Origin of the sequence: Chelatococcus sp. HY11 (genome assembly GCF_018398335.1) — a bacterium.
Lineage (GTDB): Bacteria > Pseudomonadota > Alphaproteobacteria > Rhizobiales > Beijerinckiaceae > Chelatococcus.
On record NZ_JAHBRX010000001.1, the window covers coordinates 3,055,361 to 3,077,916 of the forward strand.

Genomic DNA, 22,556 nt, shown 5'->3' on the forward strand with positions numbered 1-22,556 from the left:
CCTTCAGATGAATCTTCTTTTCGGTCGTGACACCGGGTCGTCGATCATCTCGACGCGTTGCGGACTTTGGCCGCGCATGAACAGGTACGTTCCCACCTGCAGCATCACGAACATCCGCAGCCGAACGATCATCAAGACCGAGAAGTCGATGTTTCCGGCGTCCTCGACCATCGCTTGCATGGTCCTGATGTCGGTCGTGCTGGGGCTCACCGGAAAGCGTGGATGGGAATGCCATTCCCCCAAGTAGTTGAAACGACTGAAGTCGTTGCCATTCTTCTCGAAGAAGGCTTCCAGTGCCTGTGCGTGCAGTTCCGGACGACGCTCGAAGTACGCGCTCTCGCCGCCCCTCGGGTCCACAGTGACGTCCACGACCCGAAATCGCCCTTCGTCGTCGAGTTGCTCGGCAAGCAGCAACCCCCCGGTTTCCCGGCGCCCTGATAAGGACAGTTCCTTGCAAATCTTCTTGCGAACAGAGCTAGGCAGGGCGATCTGCATCTTGGGCCTGTTCGGGGAAGAGGAGGGTCACGAGCTCTTTCAGTTTCACTTCGTCGGGCGACGATCCCGCGTCCCAGCCTTCCGTGCCGGTATAGGTGATGGGGTGCGTATCGAATGGGGCAGTGAATATCCAACCTTCCCCGAGGCCGACTGCATACGCCGGTGCGGGGAACTGGCTCCCCCCGCCGCGAAGCGTGTCGATCGCGAGCCGCGCTAAGTGACTGGCAATTACGGAAACGTCGGCATCGTCTGCGATCAACGGGGCCTGATCTGCCCGCAGGATGCCGTACTCCATCTGTCGAGAGGGCATCTCCCACTCGACGCCCTTGCCGTCACACCACGTCAAGATTTGGCGGCGCGCCACGTCGGGAGCCGGATCGTGACCGGGTCGGGACCGCGCAACGATTCCGCCGATCCCTCCCCCGAACACCTCGCCCCATACCATTGGACGGCCCTTGAATCTCGCGGCAGCAGCAGCGAGGCCGAAAACAGTCGCGTCCGCCGTAGCGTCGATGATCAGGTCACAGTTGGAAAGCGTCTCCAGCGCGGTGGCGGTCCACTCGGAACTCTCCTGGCCACCAAGGTTCACTATCTGCACCGTGATCTTCGCCTCGGGGGCAATCTCGAGCAGCCGTGCCCGCAGTGCCTTGGCCTTGTGCGCCCCGACACCACGCCAATCCAACTCGTTCCTCACCAGGTTGCCGGGAGAGAGAATGTCGTCGTCGAACAGTTCGAGCTTCCGGGCACCCGATCGCACAAGCATTGCTGCTGTTCTCGATCCGAGTGACCCGCATCCGATCAGCGCGATCCGTTTGTCGGCCAGCGCCGCGTTCATGGTGGGCAGTCGCTGTTGGTCGGCATCGATAACAAACGTGGCGTAGCCGTAATCCTGAACGACACCATCGGCCTTGCGGTAGACCATCGCCAACCACGCGGTTGTGTCATCTACCAGCAGGTAGGTTCCAGGCGGCCACGCCGGATATTCAGTGGTGATGCCCGCAGACTTGAGGGCAACCTCCAGGGTCTTTTCGGTGGCCGGTCCCGGAAATTTTAGACCCCGTGGAATACGAACTGCGGTGCCTTTGTAGTTGGATGCAGTCGAGACCGGCTTGCTCCGATGCCATATCCGATCACCGTCTCCACCCAGGGCGGTCAGATGGGCAACCGCGGCTTCGCCATAATAGTGTTCTTCGACCTCGATCGGCTCCGTGTGGCCATCAGCCATCGCCTGGATTAGTCGCAATGGTTCATCGGGTATGACCAGCCTGAGATAGCTCCCGCGAAGACGCTGGCCTTCGGATACGGCATGAGCTGACGGAACCCCGTGACCCGCCAGCTCCGCGCTCTCCCCAACGAGTAGTCGATGGGCGCTTTCGATCATCATCGCGCCAGTCCAACTAAGCTCCCAGTTGTCGGGTCGATACTCCAGGCAAAGTTCGCCTGACAGACCATATTGATGCCCGGATAGGCGCTCGCCGTCCGCGTTGAATACCAACGGCGGGATAGAAGGGAAGAAGTCTGGGTAGTGCATCACGAGACGCCACCTGGATTCGGCTTCGACAATCTCAAAATCCAGGAGCAACTTCAGGCCGTCGAGGCGCCACCGTGCGTTCTGAAGCCAGTCGGCAGACTGCTCGAGCCGAGCGATCGCAAGCCGCTCCGACAGGCCCCGGTCCGGATCCGAAACCCACCAGATCATCTGCCGCCGAACCCTGCCGGTTTGCCCGGAACGCGCGCCGCCGCAGGGAAGGTTGGTGCAGCCGCGGCGGCGGATGCTGCCGTAGCGGGACGCAGGAGCGATGAAGCCGGCTTTGGTGCCGCACGATCCCTGGCCCTCTCGGCAAGGCCACGGCCGATGCGGGGAGCAACGGAGTCGGTGATCATCTGACGACTGGTCACCTGCGCTGCATAGAAGAAGTCTCGCCGGGCTGCTTCCAGCCATTCGAAGAACGCCGCCCGGCGTTCCGGATGATCGGCCCATTTGTCGGCGAAGTTCTCGAGTGGATCAGACGGGTTAGGTATGTAGGACCGGACGCCATCGAAGTCGATGAAGCGGTGCATGTTGGCCAGGATCGAAACGAGGGCTTGGCCGATTGTTTCCTCGCCTTCGTATGCGTGGGCGGACAGGGTCGTGAGGATGACAGAGATCGGTTTGACATCCTTGCGTTCCGCGAACATCTGATCGCGATGCCGTTTCAGGATCATGATCGCCTGTTGCAACGGGGTGACTACCCGGTATTCGGGAATGCTCTCAACGCTGGCTTGGGCCGCTTCGGCAAGCTTGCGGCGCTTGCGCGCGAAAGCCACAGCCATCCGCGAACGGAACCAGTTGGCATAGCCCTTCGGGTTGGAGCGGGGCCATTCGGTGGTAGGCTGATAAAACAGTGGGTGCTTGTTGTCCGTGATGGCGATCGCCGTGCCGGCCCACTGCGCGTCTAGGCCGCGAGACTCCAGCAACAACCTTGTGGACGCGCCATTTGGCAGCGCCGGCACGATATCCATGTGGAATTGGGCACCGTCGGCATATTCGAGCGTCCAGCAACGACGGCCTTCGCCGAGCGGCTTCACCATCGCCTGTGCCGTGCGATACGCCTCGATCTCGACCCGAAGCAGTTCCTTAAGCGCATACTGGGTCAACTGTTCCTTCTTCAGGGCGGTCAACTCGCAAACCGAGTCGATGTCATACTGGCCGTTTTCGTCCTCGGGCTTGATGACTGTGCCCAGCCGGAACGAACCCTGCGAGTAGACCTGCGGGTCGTACTGTTTCACCTTCGAAGCGTCACGATGCAGCCACTTGCCTAAAGACTCGTACCGAGCGACCGCCTGCTCGTATCTGGCGGGTGAGATCGTGAGCTCGTCTGCCAGCGCCTCGAGGTAGCCCTCGGCTTCCTTAGTAATCGTAACCATCGTGTCCTCATCCTGCAGACCCAGTGATGAGCACGACCACCGGTGCCCGCGCCAGATGACGCATGTCGTTCGACAACTCGGATCGGCTATGCCTAAAGCCGGACCGGGTGCGTCGCGACAAACGAAGCAGAATGGATAGTGCCCCCACGGCAATTACCGCCTACCAATAACATGTAGGCTGGCGCCAAAGGCCGATCAAGGGGGGCGCTGCTATATGTCTTGCCATTAGCGGCTTTGGAGTTGCTCGCTTCTTAAGGAATGGCGAATATCGATCACATCGTCGAGAGAAAAATGGAAGAACTAGACCGCGTCACTCGGGAAGCCACGGCAGTTATTGATGTTATCTATTTTCATTTGCCTGTGGATGGAGGTGACCCTGTCTATAGAGAGCGCGTCTACTGTTACGAACTGATATCATCAGATGAGGTCGATCTGCGCTCGGTTCTACCGGCAGCTCATCGCAAAAGCGGATCTCCGGTTTTCCGAGCATGTGGAAAGCCTGAAATCCGCAAAGAAGGGACGTTGAGATGGCACGGAGCCTGAATGAAATCATCGCCGGGCTTCCTGCTGACGAACAGGCAGCTATCGAGGCGCGCTATCAGGAATTGCGGCAGGAGGTAGAGAGTCTGCGCGAGCTTCGCCAGATCGCCGGCAAGGCGCAGGAAGACATCGCCTCGGCCCTCAACATCAAGCAGCCGTCGGTGTCCAAGATCGAGAAGCAGGCGGATATGTATCTCTCGACGCTACGCAGCTATGTCGAAGCCATCGGCGGCAAGCTCGAACTCACGGTGAAGCTGCCATCGCATCCGGCGTTTCATCTCCATAGCCTGGGTGACATGACCATGGGCGAAAGCGCTGGCGTTCGCACTGTGGCCCGCCGTCGAAAGCAGGCCGGAACAAGGTGAGCAGTTGAGGTGAAGGGGGAAAGCCTTCCCCCTGGCCGGCGCCGAGGTCGCCGGCACACCCCCTTCTGCGGGGAGACCCCCAGGCTGTGCAGAAACTCAGCGAGGACGCAACGCGGCGGCGATGACGCGAACCGAATAGAGCGGGGTTCTCAGCCCCGCGACATCAGCGCTCCGGTTCCGAACGCGTTCGAAGCGCGGATAATGTTGAATGCCAGGACCGACAGGGCCGCTTCGGCTTTCACCCGCCGCAAACCGCGGGTCAGGAAGCGACCTCCGCCAGACATTCGCTTGATGGTGCCGAAGGGGTGCTCGACCGTGCAGCGCCGGATCGTCATAAGATCAGGGTTCTCGTGAACTCGACGTTCCATCCGATCGAGCGCGCCCTGATCCACGAGCCTGTGAATGGTGCGCTGATATCCCGGCGTGCACTGCTGTTTGATCTGGCAAGTATGGCAGGCGGGCGTTCTGTAACGGATCGCCCGATTTCGGGTATGCTTGCCCTTGGGATACATGGTTTCACCAGCAGGGCAGCGGATGGTGTCGGTCTGCTCGTCATGGACGAATTGCACGGGGCGGAAGTATTGCGCGCTCATGGCCCCGCGCTTGATCGGCGCTGCCACGCGGACACCGTCCTGTTCGCAACGCGCGACTTCCTGCGCGTTCGAGTAGCCCCCGTCCGCCAGCACTTCTAGCTGGTCGACGTCGAGCACTTCTTTTGCCGCTATCGCCATTGGATGCAGCAGCTGGCTGTCGTTGGCTTCGTTGGCGACATCGTTGTGAATGATCAGGCCGCTTTCGATATCGACGACACTCTGGAGATTATAGGCTGGGAACTTCGGAGCCCGGCCATATCCCATTGGTCGTGCATCCGGTTCTCCGAAGACCACGACGTTGGTATCATGCTCAGCAAGTTCGGCCTGCCGCTTTTCCAAGCGCTGCTTACGGCGTTCGAGTGACGTGATCGCGCTGGCAAACGCCGCGCGATTGACCGTCTGATCGCGCGCGCCCGCCGAGTGTTGATCTGCTATGTTGAGGCGGTCGAGATAGTAGGCGATTTCTGTTTCGGTATGAGCGATGTCGCGTGCCAGACGATCCGCTCCTGCAATATTCTTCGCGCTGGCAACCGCCCGCATCTTTGTTCCGTCCAGCGCCACCTTGCCAGGAGTGACCAAGCCGTTCTCGCGACAGAAGCTGATGAATGCGGCCCCCGTGCGGATGATCGCTTCGGGGTTGTCGTGCCGGAACGCCGCAATGGTCCGATAGTCCGGGGTCATGCGCCGCATCAGCCAGATGGCCTCCAGATCGCGCTGGCAGGCGCGCTCCAATTGTCGCGATGAACGCAACTGGTTCAGGTAGCCCCAGATGTAGAGCCGCAGCATGTCGCCGGGGTGATAGCCAGGGCGTCCTGTCGGGGCAGAGACGGTGCGCTCGAAGCCGAGCGCCGTGAGATCGAGGGTTTCGACGAAGGCATCAATGACGCGGACGAGAGAGTCCTGCGACACATAATCTTCAACATAGGCGGGCAGCAGTAACGGCTGGCTGCGATCATATCCCTCAATAAAACGTCCCATTTTGCCCCCGTCCAGCAAGTAATGGAATATAGCATCCGCGGGCGAATAACCCCAGTAAATGCTTGGCAATACATGCAATTTCTACTGTGGCAAGCTTCAGAACATATTGCTCGCACCAGTCTGGTGATAGACAAGGAGGCTTCGGGGAACGCGCACGCTGTCGCACGCTCGGGGTGCGGACTATGATGAGGTTCAGGCAAGGTGGAATTGGATGCGCTCTGGCTCGCGGTAGCCTTCTTCCTCATCGCGCTGATCTATGCATCGGTCGGTCAGGCCGAGGCATCCGGCTACATCGCGATCATGGCACTGCTCGGCTTTGCGCCGCTGGCCATGAAGACGACCGCGCTCGCTCTCAATCTTTTGGTTGCGGCAATCGGGACAGCCATGTTCCTGAAGTCTGGAAGGCTGTCATGGCGAAGCGTATGGCCTTTTGCGATCCTTGGCTTCCCATTCTCTCTGCTCGGCGGCGCTGTCCAGCTACCGGCGGATATCTATTACCCGGTCGTCGGGGTGGTTCTCGTCCTTTCGGCCGCTCAGATGGCGAGGACGGCCCTTCGTAGATCTGGAGTATCTGCGGACCTGCCAACCGATCCGCCGTTCATACCGGCGCTGGCCACGGGTGCGATCATCGGCTTCATATCCGGCACGACAGGGACCGGAGGGGGTGTATTTCTTGCGCCGGTGATCCTCGCGATGAACTGGGGAACAGCGCGCCAGACTGCCGCGACAACCGCCGTCTATAACCTGATGAACTCGGCGGCCGCACTGCTCGGAGCCTATGCCTGGTGGGATCAGATTCCGAGTGCGCTACCCGGCTGGCTGATCGCCGTCGCTGTTGGCGGCTCGCTCGGGGCCTTCATCGGCAGCCGTTACCTGCCCGAACTATGGCTGCGCATTATTCTGGCTGTAATCCTTTTTGCCTCAGGGGTAAGCCTGCTGTTCGGGTGACAGCCAGTTTGCCTGTCGCGACCGAGTTTCAGTGATGTCCCCGCCGTCGCGCAATTATCGCGGTTACCCGACGAGGCGGAAACTACGGACCATTGCCACCTAGACTTAAACCCATATGTCGATTAGTCTCGACATATGGAATCAGATAACGCCATCCTCGCTTTCGCCGCGCTCGCGCAGCCGACCCGCCTCGACGTGTTCCGTCTGCTGATGGAGCATGAGCCGGATGGGTTGCCCGCAGGTGAGATCGCCCGCAGGTCGGATGTCCCCCACAATACCATGTCCACACATCTGGCGACGCTGGCGCGCGCCGGCCTGATCGAGGCCGAGCGGCACAGCCGGTCGATCATCTATCGGGCAAGGCTTGATGCCGTGCGCGCGCTCGCCAGCTTTCTCGTCAAGGATTGCTGCGGCGGCCGCCCCGAGATCTGCGCGCCGCTGATCGCCGATTTTTCCCCTTGCTGCCCACCGCAAACCCTCGCCGCTAAGGAGGCCACCCATGACTGACCGTATCTACAATGTCCTGTTCCTCTGCACCGGCAATTCGGCGCGTTCGATCCTCGCGGAAAGCATCCTGAACAAGGATGGCGAGGGTCGCTTTCGTGCCTTCTCCGCCGGGTCGCAACCGAAGGGGACGATCAATCCCTTCGCGCTGAAGGTATTGAAGAGTTTCGACTACCCCTCTGAAGGCTTCCGCTCGAAGGGTTGGGAGGAGTTTGCGGGGCCTGACGCGCCTGTCATGGATTTCGTGTTCACCGTCTGCGACAACGCTGCCGGCGAAGCATGCCCGGTCTGGCCCGGCCAGCCGATGACCGCCCATTGGGGCATTGAAGACCCTGCCGCCGTCGATGGGCCGGATATCCAGAAGGAAGCCGCCTTCGTTGCGGCCTTCCGCTACATGAAGAACCGCATCTCGGCGTTCACGTCCCTGCCGGTCGCCAGTCTCGACAAGGCGTCGCTGCGCACGAAGCTGACCGAGATCGGCCAATCAGATGGCGCGTCGTCTCCACGCAACAGCGCAGCGTGAAGCCGGCCATGGACGCCATCATCTATCACAACCCGGATTGTGGCACCTCGCGCAACACGCTGGCGATGATCCGCAATGCGGGCGTCGAGCCGCATGTCATCGAATATCTGAAGACACCGCCGTCGCGCGAGATGCTGACCCGACTTATTGCGCGCATGGGCATATCGGTGCGGGAACTGCTGCGCGAGAAGGGCACTCCATATGCGGAACTGGGCCTTGGCGACCCGGCTTTGAGTGACGCGCAATTGCTCGACGCGATGATGGCGCATCCCATCCTGATCAACCGGCCCATCGTCGTTAGCCCGAAGGGCGTGAGGCTCTGCCGGCCGTCCGAGGAAGTGCTCGACCTGTTGCCCCCGCAGCGCGGCGAGTTCGTCAAGGAAGACGGCGAGTGCGTGATCGACGAACACGGCCAGCGTGTCGCAACGGCCTGAGGGAATTGCATGTCCACCTTTGAACGCTACCTGACCCTCTGGGTCGCGCTGTGCATTGTCGTCGGCATCGCGCTCGGCCATTTTCTGCCGGGCGCATTTCATGCCATCGGCGCGATGGAAATTGCCAAGGTCAACCTGCCGGTGGCGGTACTGATCTGGCTGATGGTCATCCCAATGCTGCTCAAGATCGACTTCGCTGCCCTTGGTGAGGTCGGCCGCCACTGGCGCGGCATCGGCGTGACACTGTTCATCAACTGGGCGGTAAAACCGTTCTCGATGGCGCTACTGGGCTGGTTGTTCATCGGCTGGCTGTTCCGGCCCTATCTACCTGCCGACCAGATCGACAGTTACATTGCCGGCCTCATCATCCTTGCAGCCGCGCCATGCACGGCCATGGTGTTTGTCTGGTCGAACCTGACCAAGGGTGAACCGCATTTCACATTGAGCCAGGTCGCCCTCAACGACGCGATCATGGTCGTCGCCTTTGCGCCGATTGTCGGCCTACTGCTTGGACTGTCTGCCATCACCGTGCCGTGGGGCACGCTGGTCCTGTCGGTCGTCCTCTACATCGTCATTCCCGTCATCATCGCGCAGATCGTCCGTCGCCGGATGCTGGCGAATGGCGGACAGGCGGCGCTCGACAGGTTTCTTGCGAAGCTCGGCCCGGCATCCCTCGTTGCCCTGCTGGCGACGCTGGTTCTGCTGTTCGGCTTTCAGGGTGAGCAGATCATCGCGCAGCCCGCAATCATCGGCCTGCTGGCCGTGCCGATCCTGATTCAGGTCTATTTCAACTCCGGCCTTGCCTATCTGCTGAACAGGCTGGCCGGCGAGCAACACTGCGTGGCTGGACCCTCAGCGTTGATCGGCGCATCGAACTTCTTCGAACTGGCGGTCGCCGCCGCCATCAGCCTGTTCGGCTTTCATTCGGGTGCGGCGCTCGCCACGGTTGTCGGCGTGCTGATCGAGGTGCCGGTGATGCTCTCGGTCGTCTGGATCGTGAACCGCTCCAAAGGCTGGTATGAACGCGGCGGCAAAGTCTCCAGACTGGCGGAGGCGCAGCGCTGATGCCGGACGAGCTTCCCAATCTTGATGCCGGTTGCGCTGATATTCCCGGCATTGACCGGCTGCGCGCAGCAACGCCCTCGACCCATCCACCACGTATCCTGCTGCTTTACGGCTCGCTCCGGGAGCGATCTTACAGTCGCTTCCTGACATTCGAAGCCGAGCGTCTGCTCAAGCATTTCGGGGCTGAAACACGTATCTTCGATCCGTCCGGCCTGCCGCTGCCGGATGGGGCTGAGGTCAACAATCCCAAGGTGCAGGAACTGCGAGAGCTCTCGCTCTGGTCGGAAGGCCAGGTCTGGACCAGCCCGGAGCGGCACGGCGCAATGAGCGCGGTGATGAAGGCGCAGATCGACTGGATTCCCCTTTCGGTCGGCGCGGTAAGGCCGACACAGGGCCGGACACTCGCCGTCATGCAGGTCTCCGGCGGCTCGCAGAGCTTCAACGCCGTCAACCAGATGCGTGTGCTCGGGCGCTGGATGAGGATGGTCACGATCCCTAACCAGTCCTCTGTCGCCAAAGCCTTTCAGGAGTTCGACGAGGCGGGCCGGATGAAACCATCGTCCTATTATGACCGAGTGGTCGATGTGATGGAAGAACTAGTGAAGTTCACGTTGCTGACACGCGACGTCTCTAACCACCTCACCGACCGCTATTCCGAACGCAAGGAGAGCGGCGAGGCTCTGATGCGTCGGGTCAACCTGACGACTGCAACCTGAGAATCTATCTCGCACCGATCGCACGTCATCGTTCGCAAGAATGCCCCAACCAACGAGGTCTCCTGAATGGGTCATAGCCCGCAACAGTCGCAAGGAAGCGTCTCCGAGGTATTCCGCGTCTTCCTGAAGCTGGGGCTCACCTCCTTCGGCGGACCGATCGCGCATCTGGGCTATTTCCGGGACGAACTGGTGACGCGGCGAAAATGGCTGAGCGAAAGCGCATATGCCGATCTGGTGGCGCTGTGCCAGTTCCTGCCGGGTCCCGCCTCCAGCCAGGTGGGCTTTGCGCTTGGCCTGACACGGGCAGGTTGGGGCGGCGCGTTTGCAGCATTCCTTGCCTTCACACTGCCATCGGCACTGATCCTTCTCGCGCTCGCTATGACAGCTACACGGCTGGAAGGCCCGCTTGCGCTTGGCGTCCTGCAGGGTCTCAAGATCGTCGCCGTCGCCATCGTGGCGCAAGCCGTGTGGGGCATGGCAAAAAACCTCTGCCCCGATAAGGAGCGCGCCACGATCGCGGTCGTGGCCGTGCTTCTGCTTGCCTGGGCGCCGGGAGCGATCGGGATGATGGCGGCCATACTGCTGGGCGCACTCGCCGGGCTGGTTCTCAGCAATGGACAGGTCGCGGTCGGCGACCATCTGCCGGTCCCGGTTTCACGGACAGCCGGACTGACGGCCTTTGCGCTGTTCGCTGCCTTGCTGATCGGCCTGCCGATCCTCGCCAAACAGGCGCAAGGCTGGGCGCTGGCCGATAGCTTCTATCGCTCGGGCTCGCTGGTCTTTGGTGGCGGCCATGTGGTGCTGCCGCTGTTGCAGGCTGAAACGGTCGCGCCGGGATGGGTGTCCGATGATGCCTTCCTCGCGGGTTATGGCGCAGCGCAGGCAGTGCCGGGGCCACTGTTCACATTCGCGGCCTGGCTCGGGGCGGTCATGGGACCGCAGCCGAACGGCGTAGCCGGTGCCGCAATCGCTCTTGCCGCACTTTTCCTGCCGGGCTTCCTGATCCTGATCGGGGCGCTGCCCTTCTGGGATCAGTTGCGCCGCACGACATGGGCGCAGTCGGCCATGCAGGGCGCCAATGCTGCGGTCGTCGGCATTCTCGGAGCGGCCCTCTATACGCCGGTCTTCACCAGCGCGATCGGAGGCATGCCGGATTTCGCACTGGCCTCGATTTGTTTCGTGGCGCTGATCGCCTGGAAAGCTCCGCCATGGGTTGTCGTATTGTTGGCGGCCGTGGGCGGAGTTGCCCTTGGCTTGGTGACGTAAGGCGGTTTCGAAAAACTATCGGGCTCACTCTGTCAAACCCGAGGTGGCACGATGCTGAATTGTGTCGCGCCGCGCCACCGCTAGCGGGCGAGATCCAAGCCCAGCGACATCAGAGCGAGTTTCTGCACAGCCTGCCCCGCAACGCCCCCTGTAGAGTGAGAGTGCGGACGGGTTTTCCGTGACGGGTTGAGGACCGGGAGAGAGTCTTCCGGCGCCCGTCGCGGAGAACCGCGATGTCCAGACATGATCGCACCCCTTGCACCGGCGTCGACCGGGCGAACCTCTATGACGAAATCACCGACAAGATCATCGCCGAGCTGGAAGCCGGCCGCGTCCCGTGGGTGCAGCCTTGGGGAACCTCGGCTGCCAAAGCCCCGCTCGGCCTGCCGAAGAACGCCGCGACCGCGCGCAGCTACAGCGGCATCAATGTCCTGATCCTCTGGGGCGCCGTCGTCGAACATGGCTTCCCCGGTCAGGGCTGGCTCACCTTTCGGCAGGCGCTGTCACTCGGCGGCCATGTCCGCAAGGGCGAGCGCGGCACCACCGTCGTCTATGCCGATCGCTTCACGCCGGAGGATGAAAAGCGCCGCGCCTTCGAGGCCGGCGAGAAAGCGCAGGCGATCCCATTCCTCAAGCGCTTCACGGTGTTCAATACGGCGCAATGCGACGACCTGCCCGACGACATCGAGGCGATCGTGCCTCCGCCGCCGCCCGGCATGATCGAGCCCCAGGTCGAGGCGCTGATCAAGGCGACCGGCATCGACTTCCGCATCGGTGGCAACAGGGCGTTCTACGTGCCGTCTCTCGACTATGTGCAGGTGCCGCCGCCGGCCGCCTATTTCGACCCGATCAACTGGCACCGGACGGCGCTGCACGAACTCGGTCATGCCAGCGGCGCAGCGCACCGGCTGAACCGGAATCTCTCCGGCTCCTTCGGCTCGAAGCTCTATTCGGTCGAGGAAATCACGGCCGAATTGACCTCGGCATTCTGCTGCGCTTCGCTCGGCATCGTCCCGACCGTGCGCCATGCCGACTACATCGGCTCCTGGCTGGAAGTTCTGCGCGAGGACAATCGCGCCATCGTCCGCTGCGCTTCGCAGGCGAGCAAGGCGGCGGACTGGCTCTTGTCCTTCCTGCCGGATGCCGAGCATCTTCCCGACACCGACGATATGCGGAGGGCCGCGTGATGAACGCGCTCGCTTTCCCCGGCTTCGTGCCCGATCCCTGCCTCGCAGCCGACATACAGTTGCGCGTGCTCAGTCTCGGTGCGGGCGTCCAGTCCACCACGCTCGCCCTGATGGCCGCTCATGGTGAAATCGGCCCCATGCCGGATTGCGCGATTTTCGCCGACACCGGCTGGGAGCCCAAGGCGGTCTATGAGCATCTCGCCTGGCTCAGAACGCCCAACGTCCTGCCGTTCCCCGTCCATATCGTGTCAGCCGGGAATTTGCGTGCAGACCTCATTGCGGCTTCGCGCGGTGAACGATGGGCTTCGATCCCGGCTTTCACCCGCACGGTCACGCCCGCCGGCTCCGAGCTGCCCGTCTATGATGAGGACGATAACGGCGACCTCGTTCCCGTCGGCTCCCGCATTCTGAAAACCGAGCGCATCGGCGTCGGCATGATCCGCCGGCAATGCACCTCTTCCTACAAGATCGTGCCGATCCGCCGGAAGGTGCGCGATCTGCTCGGCATAGCCGGACGGCGCTCGCCTGGATCGCCGGTCTCCGAGCAATGGATCGGCATTTCACTCGATGAGGCGCTGCGCATGAAGCCGTCGTTCGAGGACTGGCAGGTCAACCGCTGGCCACTGATCGAGCGGGGCATGACCCGGCACGACTGCCTGCGCTGGCTGGAGCGCCACGACTATCCCCGGCCACCCAAGAGCGCCTGCATAGGCTGTCCCTTTCATTCGGATGCCGCATGGCGGAGCCTGCGCGACAATGATCCCGAGGCGTGGGACGACGCCGTGTCGCTCGACGCCATGATCCGCACTGGCCTTCGCGGCATTCGTGGCGAAGTCTATCTTCACCGCTCTGCGGTGCCGCTGGAGGAAGCGGACCTGACGACGGCGGCCGGCCACGGCCAGCTCGATCTCTGGCAGAACGAATGTGAGGGGATGTGCGGAATCTGATCGGCTGAAAGCCGGAAATACGGAAAGCCGGATGCGTGCGTCTGCGACAATCCCGCGAGCATGGCGCGTGGCGCTGCCCTCCTAGAGTGAGAGGGCGGCGCTTCGCTTCGTGACGGATTGAGATCCGAGAGAGAGCCTCACGGAGTCCGTCATGGAGTGAAGACCATGGCCAAGGCCGCACGCAAGCAGACCCCCGCCGTCGCCCCAATGATCGAATTTTCGCGCGCGCGCGACATTCCGTTCAACCGTATCAGGCTTTCGGACAGCAATGTCCGCGAGATCGACGTCGAACAGGGCCTCGATGAGCTGACCCAGGACATCGACCGCCGCGAAGACCTCGTGATGGGCCTTAATGTCCGTGCCGTCCTCGACGATGCCGGCGCCGAGACCGGCGATTTCGAGACCCCGGCCGGCGGCAGGCGCTACCGCGCTATCGCCCGCCTGGTCGCGGCAGGCCGCTTCCCCGCCGATGGCTTGGTGCCCTGCCTGGTCAAGAAGGCCAATGCCAAGACCTCGGCCGTCGACGATTCCTACGCCGAGAACGTCATCCGGCTGGCGCTGCATCCGCTCGACCAGTTCAAGGCGTTCAAGCGCATGGTCGATGGCGGTATGTCCAAGGAGGAAGTCGCCGACGCCTATCGCACCACGCCGCGCTATATCGCCCAGCGGCTCCGGCTCGCCCGCGTCGCGCAGTCCCTGCTGGACGCCTATGCACGCAGCGAGATGACTCTGGCGATGCTGGAGGCGTTCACCGTCAACCCGGATCATGCCCGACAGGAACAGGTCTGGGAGGCGATCCAGCGTTCGCACAATCGCCAGCCCTGGAATATTCGCGATCTTCTCACCGAGACGACCGTGCCGACCGATGACAAGCGCGCGCAGTTCGTCGGAGTCGAAGCCTATGAGCAGGCCGGCGGCGTGATGCTGCGCGATCTCTTCTCCGACGAGGACGAAGGCTGGCTGGAAAACCCCGCGCTGCTCGACCGGCTCGTCTCCGACAAGCTCAAAGCCATCGCCGATGAAGTCGCGGCCGAAGGCTGGAAGTGGATCGAGGTCGATACCGATCTGCCCTACGGCCATGATCGCGGCCTTCGCGTCCTGACCGGCACGTTCCCCGATCTGAGCGAGGAGGAACGCGCCACCCGCGAGGCGCTGCGCGAGGAATATGAGCGGCTCGAGGCGGAACACGCCGATTACGACGAGTTGCCCGATGACATCGACACGCGCCTCGGCGAGATCGAGGCCGCGCTGAGCACCTTCGAGAACCGCCCGGCCATCTATGACGCTGCCGAGATCGCCCGCGCGGGCGTCTTCATCAGCATCGACCGCGCCGGCGAGCTTGTCGTTGCGCGCGGCTACGTTCGTCCCGAGGACGAGGCGCTCGTCACCGTCGACGGCGAGGAGGATGCCGGCGATGGCGAGTCCGATGCCGAAGGCGGCGCGGTCGCGGCCCAGGTCGGCGTGCAGCGCGCCGTCATCACCATCGGCGGCGAGCCGGTCGATGCGGAGGACGAGGAGGACGACAGCATCAAGCCGCTTCCCGAACGGCTGGTGATCGAACTCACCGCCCATCGCACGCTCGCGCTCCACGACGCGCTCGCCAACAACCCGCATGTGGCGATGACGGCGCTCCTGCACCGCCTTGTCATGCAGCGTTATCACTACTCGGCGCCGACCGGCTGCATGGAGATCTCCGTGCGCCAGCAGCATTTCGGTGTGCAGGGCGGTGATCTCAGCGACACGCCCTCGGCCAAGGCCATCGACGAACGCTTCGACGCCTGGAAGGCCGATGTGCCCTCCGACGAAGGTGCGCTCTGGGACTGGATCGCCGCGCTCGACGACGCCAGCCGGATGGCGTTGTTGGCTCATTGCGTCAGCTATGGCGTCAACGCCCTCTACGAGCGGCCCAATCCGCACAGCGGTTCCGGCGTCTCGCAGTTCGGACTAGATCGTCGCCTCTCCGGTGCCGATCGCATCGCCCGCGCTACCGGCTTCGACATGGTGGCCGACGCCGGCTGGAGGCCCACGGTCGACAACTATCTCGGCCGCGTGACCAAGCCGCGCATCCTCGAAGCCGTCCGCGAAGGTGCGGGCGAGCGCGCCGCCCAGCTCATCAGCCATCTGAAGAAGGGCGACATGGCGAAGGAAGCCGAGCGCCTGCTGGCCGAAACCGGCTGGCTGCCCGAGCCGCTGCGCCTGGTGGACGTCGACGGTGACGCCGCGAATGCTGGCGATGCCGGTGACGGCGAGACCTTGCCGGACTTCCTGGCAGGCGATGGTGACGAGGATGAAGCCGCTGAGGCTGAAGACGAGCACGTCGCGCTCGTCGCGGCCGACTGATCGAAACATGCGCCCCATCATCCGGTGGGGCGCATTTTTCATGCTGGCCACAGCCAACCTTCCAGAGTGGAGAGAGGCAGAGGCCGGACGGCCTGGCCGTGACGGGTTACGAGGTGGAGGAGAGGCTTCCGCCGACCGTCGCGGAGTGAATCCCATGATCTTTTCCCGCCAATCCCGCGTCGCCTCGATCGGCGCCATTCTCGCCCGCCACGTCCTGCCGACCCTGCAGCGCGCACAGAAATTCCCGTTGCGCATCTCCTGCATCGGCACCGCCAGCTACGACGGCAGCAATGAAGCCGATGGTTTCGACCATATCCTCGTCATCGGCGAATGCCCGTCGCCCGAAGAGGCCATGTCGCTCGCCGGCCGCCGTCTCGCAGGCGGCGACATCCGCGCCGGAACCGACGACATGCTGCGCTTTCGCCCGCGCATCATGGTCATTCAGGATTGCGATCAGGGGCTCGTGCTCGCCGGAACGATCCGAGCCGGGATTATCCTCTGGCAGCAGCCGGTCGCATCCGACGCCGAGGCCAGCCAGATCGTGACCGAGGCCAGCAAACTGCGTGGCGCCGCCTTCGCCGCGGCCGGTCGCGGCGAGCACGGCCCGGCTCGCGAATATCGCTACCGCGCCAGCCAACTCGAAGCGCGGCTGGTCGATGCGCCGTGGCGCGAGACGGTCGCCGCGCTTCTGCGATTGCCGCTCGCCGCCTGACTTTCCGCCACGCTCTTTCATCCATTCGACCCGGCCATGCGCCGGGTTTCGTCGTTTCAGGAGCCAGTCATGGCCGAATATTTCACCCGCTTTTCCTGCCTGCTCGACGTGGGCACGCCCGACAATGCCGCTCGCGCGCTCGAAATCTACAACACGCTCGCCGCCGAGAACGCCGCCGAAGACCCGCCATCGGAAAGCTTTCTCCTTTCGATCGAGTCCGAGCATGGCGGCACGCAGCTCTGGATGCGCGACGATGCCACCGGCGATCCCGCGCGTGTCATCCAGTTCGTCCAGCGGTGCGCGGCGGCGTTCGGTCTCTCCGGCCGCTGGGGCTTCCAATATGCCAACACCTGTTCGCGGCCGCGCCTCGACGGCTTCGGCGGCGGCGCGCATGTCCTCGATCTCGCCACCGGCGAAACCATCGCCTGGATCTACACCGATGGCTGGCTTGCCCAGGTTCTCGATGGAGGCGCCCCCGATTCCTGAGATCATCGAAACGACCCTCTATCGGCTCGACGAGCTTTCCGATGACGCCAAGGACAATGCGCGGGCCTCGTATCGTGAAGGCTGTTTCGACCACGACCGGTATGAAACCGTCTCGGGGATTTCCAGCGAATCGCGGAAATCCTGGGCATCTCCCTCAAAATTCGGCTCGGCCGCCTCATGCTGGATCGCCTACCTCGCCGGATGGAAGCCGCGCGGAGAGCTGGATTTCCTTGTATAACGGTGAGGTCGCCCCAACCTTGCAGGCAGGTGCGCAGAGAAACACTACGGGCCGCCGATACGCTTGCAGTGCAGAGCCAAGAACGACGAAGCGGAGAACTACATCTACTCCATATCCCTCTAGAACCCTCTTTTGCGACAACGAGGTGAAATGCTCCTTTTGCTGGACGATGAAGCCTCACAGCCTGAAATACGGCCCCGCCATGTCTGGATGATCGTCGCCGACGAATCCATGATCATCGCGCCCGCCTGCAAACCTGCAGGCGGGCGCTTTCATAATCGGCGGGACCTGCCTCTCACCCTCCGACACTTGGAGCGCCTGGCCTGCCGAGAAAAGAGGCCCTGTCGCTATCGGTCTGACTCCGTCCGAGGCGTCGCGCAGAAGAAACAGCACGTCTAGGCCAAGGTGCTGGGCAAGCTCGGTCCCGGACGTCGGGCCGAGAACCGTCAACGCGGTCGCCCAGGCGTCGGCTTCAGCGCAGGTTCGCGCGACGACCGTGACCGAAGCGGGCGACGACAGCAGCGGCGCACCACGGCGCGGATCCATGGTGTGCGAGAGACGGCGACCGTTCACGACAGTCCAATGCCGGTAATCGCCAGAGGTAGCGACCGCAGCCTCCTGCAAAGCGAGGATGGAGTGCGGCGCTCGACGGGCCGTGTCGGGACTTTCAATGGCGATATTCCAAGGCTCACCGCCGGGACGCAGACCGAGCGCCCTCATCTCGCCGTCAATTCCCGCGAGGCCAGAAGTTATGCTGAAGCGCCCGAGGATCGCGGCCAGCCGGTCGACGCCATATCCCTTGGCAATGCCGTTGAGGTCGATGGCGATCGGCGCGCGCTTTCGCACCGTCGCGTGAACAGGATTGAGCTCGAGCGCCGCATGGGCGGGTTGGCGCGATGTCGCGAGTGCCTTCTGGATTAGGGCCCGGTCGGCCGCTTGCGGGCCAAAACCCCAGGCGCCGACAGCATCGCCCACGCCGATATCGAAAGCCCCGCCGGACGCACGACCGATTTCAAGCGCCAAGCGCAGCACGTCTGCCAGACGCGCCGGCACCTCGATCCAGTCGCCGACGGGACCGGCGTTCAACGTCATCAGGGCGCTGTCGGGCTTCCAGGTAGACATCTGCGCGTCCACCTCGTCCATTTCCGCCTGAAGAGCGTGCCGAACCGGCTCCGGATCGAACCCTGCCTCTGTGTAGAACAGCGCGGACCAGCGCGTTCCCATGGTGGGTCCGTTGAGCGCATGCCTCATCGGATCAGTAGACGTCTTCGACATAGCGTCCCTCCGCCTTGAGCAGGGCCGGCGTCAATCCGGCCGGCGCGAGAATCTCGGCAAGCGCCGTCGAAACGCCGACGGCCATATCCCGCCCACCACAGACCATGACCTTCGCGCCGCCGCGGATCAGGGCCGCGATCTGGGCAGCGTCCTCAAGAAGGGCGTGCTGGACATAGCGCGGCATCCGCCCACGCGAGCAGGCCCCGACGAGCCGGCGAAGACGTCCTTCGCGATGCCAGCGCGTCAGTTCGTCCTTGTAGAGGAAATCACTGGCAGGATGACGCATTCCGAAGAACAGGTGGATCGGACGGCGGCGCGCATTGGCGCGCACGAAGCCCGCCAGCGGCCCTATTCCTGTTCCAGCTCCGATCAGGATGAGCGGTGTCTTGCTCCTGCCGGCATGGAAGCCGGGATTGGTTCGGATGAATGCGCGAACGGCACATCCTGGCTCCAGATTGAAGAGCTGCCCGGAACAGAGCCCCGCCGGATGCTTCTTCACGACGATCTCGATGAAGCCGTCGCGCCGTCCCGAAGCCAGCGAGTAGAACCGGGGAACGGACGAGCCCTCGGGCAGCACGCCGAGAAGATCGCCTGCCGAAAACCGACCGAAGCCACGCCCGGCCAACCGATGCCAGAAGGGGACTTTGGGCAGCGCGAACCGCAGGATCACTGTCGGTGCTTGCACCTCCGCGCCGTATTCGCGTCGCGAAACGAGGGTCAGTGGGGAGGCCGCCGGCAAGGCTGGCCGATGGACAAGCTCCAGCCCGATCCCCATCGCCTCGCCCAGCGATCGTCCCCAACGGGCAAAATCCTGCGGCGACTGCCGGTCGACGGTTTCGTATGGGATGAGCGTGCTCCACCCTCGCGCCTCGGCGGCCCTCGCAACGACCTGGGCAAAAGCGCAGTAGGCCGGGAAGCTGCGGTCACCGAAGCCGAGCACGGCCACTGGAATGGCCGGTTCGGCCGGCAGGGCTTGCAGGCGATCGAGGAACTCCCGCGCCGAAGCGGGCGCATCGCCATCGCCATAGGTTGCCGCAAGGATGAGAACGCGCCGGGCATGCCGGTAACGCTCAGGATCGAATGACGACATCGGCGCGGTGTGAACCGCCTGCCCGAGCTTCGTCAGCGCGGCGTGCAGTGTCGCAGCGAAGCTCCATGTGCTGCCGCTCTCGCTGCCGACAAGCAGGATCGTTTCCGCACGTCCAGCCGTTACATTGCCGTGAATTCGTGGCCGCCCGCGCCGACCCGCCAGCCACAGGATGAGGCCGGTGCCCGCCATCGCCGGCACGCCGAGCGCCATCATGCCGAGCACGAGGCCCAAGGCGGCCGCGCCTCGACCGGTATGCAGCATATAGATGGTCTCCGAGAGACGCTGCCATCCGGTCAGGTCGCTCCAGGCCAGCAGCACGCCGGTGCCCTGATCCAGATAGCCCGTGCCGCGATCGGTCTTGAGCGTGAAGACATCCGTCGCATCGGCCGGATCGGGAAACGCCAGGCTGCGCAGTTCGGTGACCGGTGTCCGTTTCAGCAGGTCCATATGCGATGCGGCCATGCCGGCCCGGCCGCTCGCCTCGATCCGGGCAACGGGAGACGTGGCCGCGTCGGGAAGGAGATCGAATGTCGACGCCGTCATCCACAATGCAGTGACCGAGGACAAGACGAGGCCCACGACGGCGACGCGCGCGATCTCGACATGCAATCTTCCGGCGAGCGGCCCGCGTATCGGCGCGAACCATCGCCGCCAGCCGCCGGCCCTGCGGGCGACGAGCATGGTGCCGGACACAGCCAGGACCAGCATGGCGGCAGCGCCCACTGCCGCCGCGATACGCCCGCCGTCACCGAGAAAGAGCGACCGGTGCAGACCGGTAAGCCACTGCTCGACGGTATTCGGATCGCTGGAGGCGACACCCAGCCCTGTTGCGGGATCGATGATGGCGGCCTGAGGCACCCCATCCTCGAACCAGTAGGCGGTGATCTTGCCGGAGGGCGCGCGACGTATTTGTTCTATTTGAGGGTGGATGGCGAGGATACGTCCGGCCAGCGTCCCGACGGAAAGCCCTGCCTCGGCCTGCGGGGCGGACAACCGTTCGGCGGCGGGAAACAGCGAGAGTGCTGCACCGCTAAGGCTCAAGACCAGCAGAAAAAGAGCGGCCAGAAGGCCTGGCCAGCGATGGATGGCACGGATCATGTCGTCCACCGCCTAGAAGGAGTAGGCAACGGTCGAAACGTAGCGTCGACCGCGAACAGACGCCTTTGCGCCCGCAGTGGTCAGGGGAACGGCGACCTCGTTGGGGCTGTCACGCATGTCCTCCACGGCTGCGTCGACATGCAGCGTGTAACCTGCGTCGAAAAGCGCATCGGCAAGGTCGAGCGAGATCTCCAGCGTGCGCCCCGCACCGACGCTGGCGCCGGTAATGCCGTCGATACCGGCGCGGCCGCCAGTGGCGCGATACCAGCCCGATAGATGCTCGTAATATTTGGACTTGCCGCCAGCGACCCAGAGCGTGCCAGCATATTTGCCCTGGGGATCGGTGACATAGAGCGCGAGATAGGCGCCGTCGCCGCCATAGTTGGTCAGCGTTGTGGTCAATGTCACCGGCCGGGCCATGGCAAGGCCCGGCAGCGTGAGGGCGGTTGTCATGGCGAGAGCTGCGAGAAGCGATTTCATGTCGGCTTGCCTTCTGCGAGGAAACGATATCCGGGTCGTCACAGAGCGCCGACCCGTCCTCGTCACTCTGGCAACGCCGCCTGAGAGCTGCCTGACGGTCATCGGGATTTTCCGTCAGCACTTCGTCAGGAAGCATCGGACACGGTCAGGTCCACAGCAGATAGAGCAGCGGCCGGCCTGTTGGCAGGCCAGCCGCGAAAGCTCCGGGGACTGAACAAGTCGGCAGCCAGCCACGCTCCGCTCGGGCGCGTGATTCTGCCGCCGCGTTAGCGCGGGGACATCCGCTGCAACGTCCCGTCGCGCAGGACGTACTGGTGCCAGACCGCCATCGCGGCATGCAGTCCGGCGAGGTAGAGGATGATCGTGCCGGCATTCTCATGAATGTCCGCAATCAGGCCCGGTGCGCCCTGCACCCGCTCGGTGATCGCCGGAAGCTGGAAGCCGAAGAAGGAAACGGGAACACCGAGGCGCGAGGCGGCGTACCAGCCGCTCAACGGCAGGGCAATGAGGAACAGATACAGCAGCGCATGTCCGGCTTTGGCGGCAAGGGCGAGACGGCCATTGGACTGCGGCGCGTCCGGGGTTGCGCCCACAAGGCGCAGGATCAAGCGCGGAAGCACCAGGACGAGCACGGCCAACCCGAACGAGAAATGCAGCAAGGGCGGGTTTTCGGCCATATGACGGCCTCCCGTCGAGGTCAGCCAGGCCCCGAGGATCAGCAGGGCCGTCAGCCAGTGGATGACGATCATGCTTCTGGAATAACGGGCCGGATCATGAGGCATGGCGGAATCTCCTTGCGACGGTCGCAGTGCTTGAGCGACAGCGAGATGGGATTGTTACTTGATGGTGGTTTTGGGCCGCACGGTCGTCCCGAGCAGGGTGTTGGAGGATGTCCCGCCTGCGGCGTCGTTCTCCGAGGCCGGCAGCCGCTGACGCCTCGATCCGTGACGGTCGTCATCGCGATCCCTGTGCCGGAACTTGACGATTTCGAGGGTTTCCGGATCGACCTTGGCCTTGAAGGTGAGGCCGTTCCGGTCGGTTCCCCGGATTTCGTAACAGCCGTCGTCGATCTTGATCCTGGCAACGGTCCAGCCTTGACCGGAGGCCATCGTTTCGACCGCTTCCCGCGGCTTCCATCGATCCATCGAGACATGGCAATCGTCGTCGTCAGCCTTGGCGATACCGGGACCGGAAAACGCCAGAACGAGGATCGCGGCCAGCAAATGTTTCATCGTTTCATTGTTCCTGATCAACGCGCTTTCGGGGGGAACCATGGCACGCTCTCCTGACGAACGCCTGAAGCAGCGATGGGGCGGTCTTCAGCAAACCGACAGCATCGGACGCTAGGCAGGAGGATGGCGAGACGGGT

22 protein-coding genes and 1 pseudogene are annotated in these 22,556 nt (G+C 63.3%); 14 read left to right on the top strand and 9 right to left on the bottom strand.

Annotated features, from left to right (window positions below; translation table 11 throughout):
* Window positions 1-3: 3 nt before the first annotated feature.
* Genes KIO74_RS13975 through KIO74_RS13985 form a run of 3 tightly spaced genes read right to left on the bottom strand, consistent with a single transcriptional unit; the run spans window position 4 to window position 3,402 of the window.
* A complete protein-coding gene (locus tag KIO74_RS13975) occupies window positions 4-495 on the bottom strand; it encodes a M67 family metallopeptidase (RefSeq protein ID WP_029075268.1) in 492 nt (163 codons plus the stop codon).
* The gene (locus KIO74_RS13980) at window positions 476-2,194 is read right to left on the bottom strand and encodes a ThiF family adenylyltransferase (protein WP_029075267.1); all 1,719 of its coding nucleotides are present in this window, start codon (window positions 2,192-2,194) and stop codon (window positions 476-478) included. The genes KIO74_RS13975 and KIO74_RS13980 overlap by 20 nt, the downstream gene beginning before the upstream one ends.
* Window positions 2,191-3,402 (bottom strand): nucleotidyltransferase domain-containing protein, encoded by a 1,212-nt coding sequence (locus tag KIO74_RS13985; RefSeq protein ID WP_029075266.1) that lies wholly within the window; start codon window positions 3,400-3,402, stop codon window positions 2,191-2,193. Before KIO74_RS13985 ends, KIO74_RS13980 begins: the two co-directional genes overlap by 4 nt.
* A 527-nt stretch (window positions 3,403-3,929) precedes the next feature.
* Between KIO74_RS13985 and KIO74_RS13990 the strand changes: the two genes are divergently transcribed.
* On the top strand, window positions 3,930-4,307 hold the full coding sequence (locus tag KIO74_RS13990; protein ID WP_084639941.1) for an XRE family transcriptional regulator: 378 nt from the start codon (window positions 3,930-3,932) through the stop codon (window positions 4,305-4,307).
* A 149-nt stretch (window positions 4,308-4,456) separates the two neighbouring features.
* On the opposite strand, the gene KIO74_RS13995 is transcribed toward KIO74_RS13990, so the two are convergent.
* Window positions 4,457-5,878 carry an IS1182 family transposase gene (locus KIO74_RS13995; protein WP_213332540.1) on the bottom strand — a complete coding sequence of 474 codons (1,422 nt, stop codon included), beginning with the start codon at window positions 5,876-5,878 and terminating at the stop codon, window positions 4,457-4,459.
* A 201-nt stretch (window positions 5,879-6,079) separates the two neighbouring features.
* On the opposite strand from KIO74_RS13995, the gene KIO74_RS14000 reads away from it, so the two are divergent.
* The 13 genes from KIO74_RS14000 to KIO74_RS14060 all read left to right on the top strand — a co-directional run bounded on the left by KIO74_RS14000 (window position 6,080) and on the right by KIO74_RS14060 (window position 17,244).
* Window positions 6,080-6,826, top strand: a complete 747-nt coding sequence (locus KIO74_RS14000; protein WP_213332541.1) for a sulfite exporter TauE/SafE family protein — start codon at window positions 6,080-6,082, stop codon at window positions 6,824-6,826.
* A gap of 135 nt (window positions 6,827-6,961) precedes the next feature.
* Window positions 6,962-7,333, top strand: coding sequence for an ArsR/SmtB family transcription factor (locus KIO74_RS14005; protein ID WP_213332542.1), 372 nt, complete (start codon window positions 6,962-6,964; stop codon window positions 7,331-7,333).
* A complete protein-coding gene (locus tag KIO74_RS14010; protein WP_213332543.1) occupies window positions 7,326-7,853 on the top strand; it encodes an arsenate reductase ArsC in 528 nt (175 codons plus the stop codon). The genes KIO74_RS14005 and KIO74_RS14010 overlap by 8 nt, the downstream gene beginning before the upstream one ends.
* A gap of 8 nt (window positions 7,854-7,861) precedes the next feature.
* The gene (arsC, locus tag KIO74_RS14015; RefSeq protein WP_213332544.1) at window positions 7,862-8,287 is read left to right on the top strand and encodes an arsenate reductase (glutaredoxin); all 426 of its coding nucleotides are present in this window, start codon (window positions 7,862-7,864) and stop codon (window positions 8,285-8,287) included.
* A 9-nt stretch (window positions 8,288-8,296) separates the two neighbouring features.
* On the top strand, window positions 8,297-9,352 hold the full coding sequence (gene arsB / locus KIO74_RS14020) for an ACR3 family arsenite efflux transporter (protein ID WP_213332545.1): 1,056 nt from the start codon (window positions 8,297-8,299) through the stop codon (window positions 9,350-9,352).
* Window positions 9,352-10,068 carry an arsenical resistance protein ArsH gene (gene arsH / locus KIO74_RS14025; RefSeq protein WP_213332546.1) on the top strand — a complete coding sequence of 239 codons (717 nt, stop codon included), beginning with the start codon at window positions 9,352-9,354 and terminating at the stop codon, window positions 10,066-10,068. Before arsB ends, arsH begins: the two co-directional genes overlap by 1 nt.
* Window positions 10,069-10,134: 66 nt before the next feature.
* On the top strand, window positions 10,135-11,334 hold the full coding sequence (gene chrA, locus KIO74_RS14030; protein WP_213332547.1) for a chromate efflux transporter: 1,200 nt from the start codon (window positions 10,135-10,137) through the stop codon (window positions 11,332-11,334).
* 233 nt (window positions 11,335-11,567) lie between these two features.
* Entirely contained in the window at window positions 11,568-12,521 is a 954-nt protein-coding gene (locus tag KIO74_RS14035) for an ArdC family protein (protein ID WP_029075265.1), read from the top strand.
* On the top strand, window positions 12,521-13,468 hold the full coding sequence (locus KIO74_RS14040; RefSeq protein ID WP_035830975.1) for a hypothetical protein: 948 nt from the start codon (window positions 12,521-12,523) through the stop codon (window positions 13,466-13,468). The genes KIO74_RS14035 and KIO74_RS14040 overlap by 1 nt, the downstream gene beginning before the upstream one ends.
* 165 nt (window positions 13,469-13,633) lie before the next feature.
* Window positions 13,634-15,808 (top strand): ParB/RepB/Spo0J family partition protein, encoded by a 2,175-nt coding sequence (locus KIO74_RS14045; RefSeq protein WP_213332548.1) that lies wholly within the window; start codon window positions 13,634-13,636, stop codon window positions 15,806-15,808.
* A 154-nt stretch (window positions 15,809-15,962) separates the two neighbouring features.
* The gene (locus KIO74_RS14050; protein ID WP_029075262.1) at window positions 15,963-16,520 is read left to right on the top strand and encodes a hypothetical protein; all 558 of its coding nucleotides are present in this window, start codon (window positions 15,963-15,965) and stop codon (window positions 16,518-16,520) included.
* Between the two features lie 69 nt (window positions 16,521-16,589).
* The gene (locus KIO74_RS14055; RefSeq protein WP_029075261.1) at window positions 16,590-17,006 is read left to right on the top strand and encodes a hypothetical protein; all 417 of its coding nucleotides are present in this window, start codon (window positions 16,590-16,592) and stop codon (window positions 17,004-17,006) included.
* The gene (locus tag KIO74_RS14060; RefSeq protein WP_425402353.1) at window positions 16,960-17,244 is read left to right on the top strand and encodes a hypothetical protein; all 285 of its coding nucleotides are present in this window, start codon (window positions 16,960-16,962) and stop codon (window positions 17,242-17,244) included. The genes KIO74_RS14055 and KIO74_RS14060 overlap by 47 nt, the downstream gene beginning before the upstream one ends.
* Before the next feature lie 327 nt (window positions 17,245-17,571).
* Here KIO74_RS14060 and KIO74_RS14065 read toward each other — a convergent pair.
* The 5 genes and pseudogenes from KIO74_RS14065 to KIO74_RS14085 form a co-directional block, all read right to left on the bottom strand.
* Window positions 17,572-18,519: pseudogene (locus KIO74_RS14065) on the bottom strand (FAD:protein FMN transferase); the annotation flags it as partial.
* A complete protein-coding gene (locus KIO74_RS14070) occupies window positions 18,500-20,707 on the bottom strand; it encodes a PepSY domain-containing protein (RefSeq protein ID WP_029075259.1) in 2,208 nt (735 codons plus the stop codon). The pseudogene KIO74_RS14065 and the gene KIO74_RS14070, both read right to left, overlap by 20 nt.
* Before the next feature lie 12 nt (window positions 20,708-20,719).
* Window positions 20,720-21,187, bottom strand: a complete 468-nt coding sequence (locus KIO74_RS14075) for a DUF2271 domain-containing protein (RefSeq protein WP_029075258.1) — start codon at window positions 21,185-21,187, stop codon at window positions 20,720-20,722.
* A gap of 266 nt (window positions 21,188-21,453) precedes the next feature.
* Window positions 21,454-21,969, bottom strand: coding sequence for a cytochrome b (locus KIO74_RS14080; RefSeq protein WP_029075257.1), 516 nt, complete (start codon window positions 21,967-21,969; stop codon window positions 21,454-21,456).
* Window positions 21,970-22,023: 54 nt separating this feature from the next.
* Window positions 22,024-22,419: a PepSY domain-containing protein gene (locus tag KIO74_RS14085; protein ID WP_156911937.1), complete on the bottom strand. Its 396-nt coding sequence runs from the start codon at window positions 22,417-22,419 to the stop codon at window positions 22,024-22,026.
* Between the last annotated feature and the right edge of the window lie 137 nt (window positions 22,420-22,556).

Coding starts and splice junctions, on each gene's coding strand:
- KIO74_RS13975 (WP_029075268.1), bottom strand. CDS start 495: ATGCAGATCGCCCTGCCTAGCTCTGTTCGCAAGAAGATTTGCAAGGAA.
- KIO74_RS13980 (WP_029075267.1), bottom strand. CDS start 2,194: ATGATCTGGTGGGTTTCGGATCCGGACCGGGGCCTGTCGGAGCGGCTT.
- KIO74_RS13985 (WP_029075266.1), bottom strand. CDS start 3,402: ATGGTTACGATTACTAAGGAAGCCGAGGGCTACCTCGAGGCGCTGGCA.
- KIO74_RS13990 (WP_084639941.1), top strand. CDS start 3,930: ATGGCACGGAGCCTGAATGAAATCATCGCCGGGCTTCCTGCTGACGAA.
- KIO74_RS13995 (WP_213332540.1), bottom strand. CDS start 5,878: ATGGGACGTTTTATTGAGGGATATGATCGCAGCCAGCCGTTACTGCTG.
- KIO74_RS14005 (WP_213332542.1), top strand. CDS start 6,962: ATGGAATCAGATAACGCCATCCTCGCTTTCGCCGCGCTCGCGCAGCCG.
- KIO74_RS14010 (WP_213332543.1), top strand. CDS start 7,326: ATGACTGACCGTATCTACAATGTCCTGTTCCTCTGCACCGGCAATTCG.
- arsC (WP_213332544.1), top strand. CDS start 7,862: ATGGACGCCATCATCTATCACAACCCGGATTGTGGCACCTCGCGCAAC.
- arsB (WP_213332545.1), top strand. CDS start 8,297: ATGTCCACCTTTGAACGCTACCTGACCCTCTGGGTCGCGCTGTGCATT.
- arsH (WP_213332546.1), top strand. CDS start 9,352: ATGCCGGACGAGCTTCCCAATCTTGATGCCGGTTGCGCTGATATTCCC.
- chrA (WP_213332547.1), top strand. CDS start 10,135: ATGGGTCATAGCCCGCAACAGTCGCAAGGAAGCGTCTCCGAGGTATTC.
- KIO74_RS14035 (WP_029075265.1), top strand. CDS start 11,568: ATGTCCAGACATGATCGCACCCCTTGCACCGGCGTCGACCGGGCGAAC.
- KIO74_RS14040 (WP_035830975.1), top strand. CDS start 12,521: ATGAACGCGCTCGCTTTCCCCGGCTTCGTGCCCGATCCCTGCCTCGCA.
- KIO74_RS14045 (WP_213332548.1), top strand. CDS start 13,634: ATGGCCAAGGCCGCACGCAAGCAGACCCCCGCCGTCGCCCCAATGATC.
- KIO74_RS14050 (WP_029075262.1), top strand. CDS start 15,963: ATGATCTTTTCCCGCCAATCCCGCGTCGCCTCGATCGGCGCCATTCTC.
- KIO74_RS14055 (WP_029075261.1), top strand. CDS start 16,590: ATGGCCGAATATTTCACCCGCTTTTCCTGCCTGCTCGACGTGGGCACG.
- KIO74_RS14060 (WP_425402353.1), top strand. CDS start 16,960: ATGGCTGGCTTGCCCAGGTTCTCGATGGAGGCGCCCCCGATTCCTGAG.
- KIO74_RS14070 (WP_029075259.1), bottom strand. CDS start 20,707: ATGATCCGTGCCATCCATCGCTGGCCAGGCCTTCTGGCCGCTCTTTTT.
- KIO74_RS14075 (WP_029075258.1), bottom strand. CDS start 21,187: ATGAAATCGCTTCTCGCAGCTCTCGCCATGACAACCGCCCTCACGCTG.
- KIO74_RS14080 (WP_029075257.1), bottom strand. CDS start 21,969: ATGCCTCATGATCCGGCCCGTTATTCCAGAAGCATGATCGTCATCCAC.
- KIO74_RS14085 (WP_156911937.1), bottom strand. CDS start 22,419: ATGAAACATTTGCTGGCCGCGATCCTCGTTCTGGCGTTTTCCGGTCCC.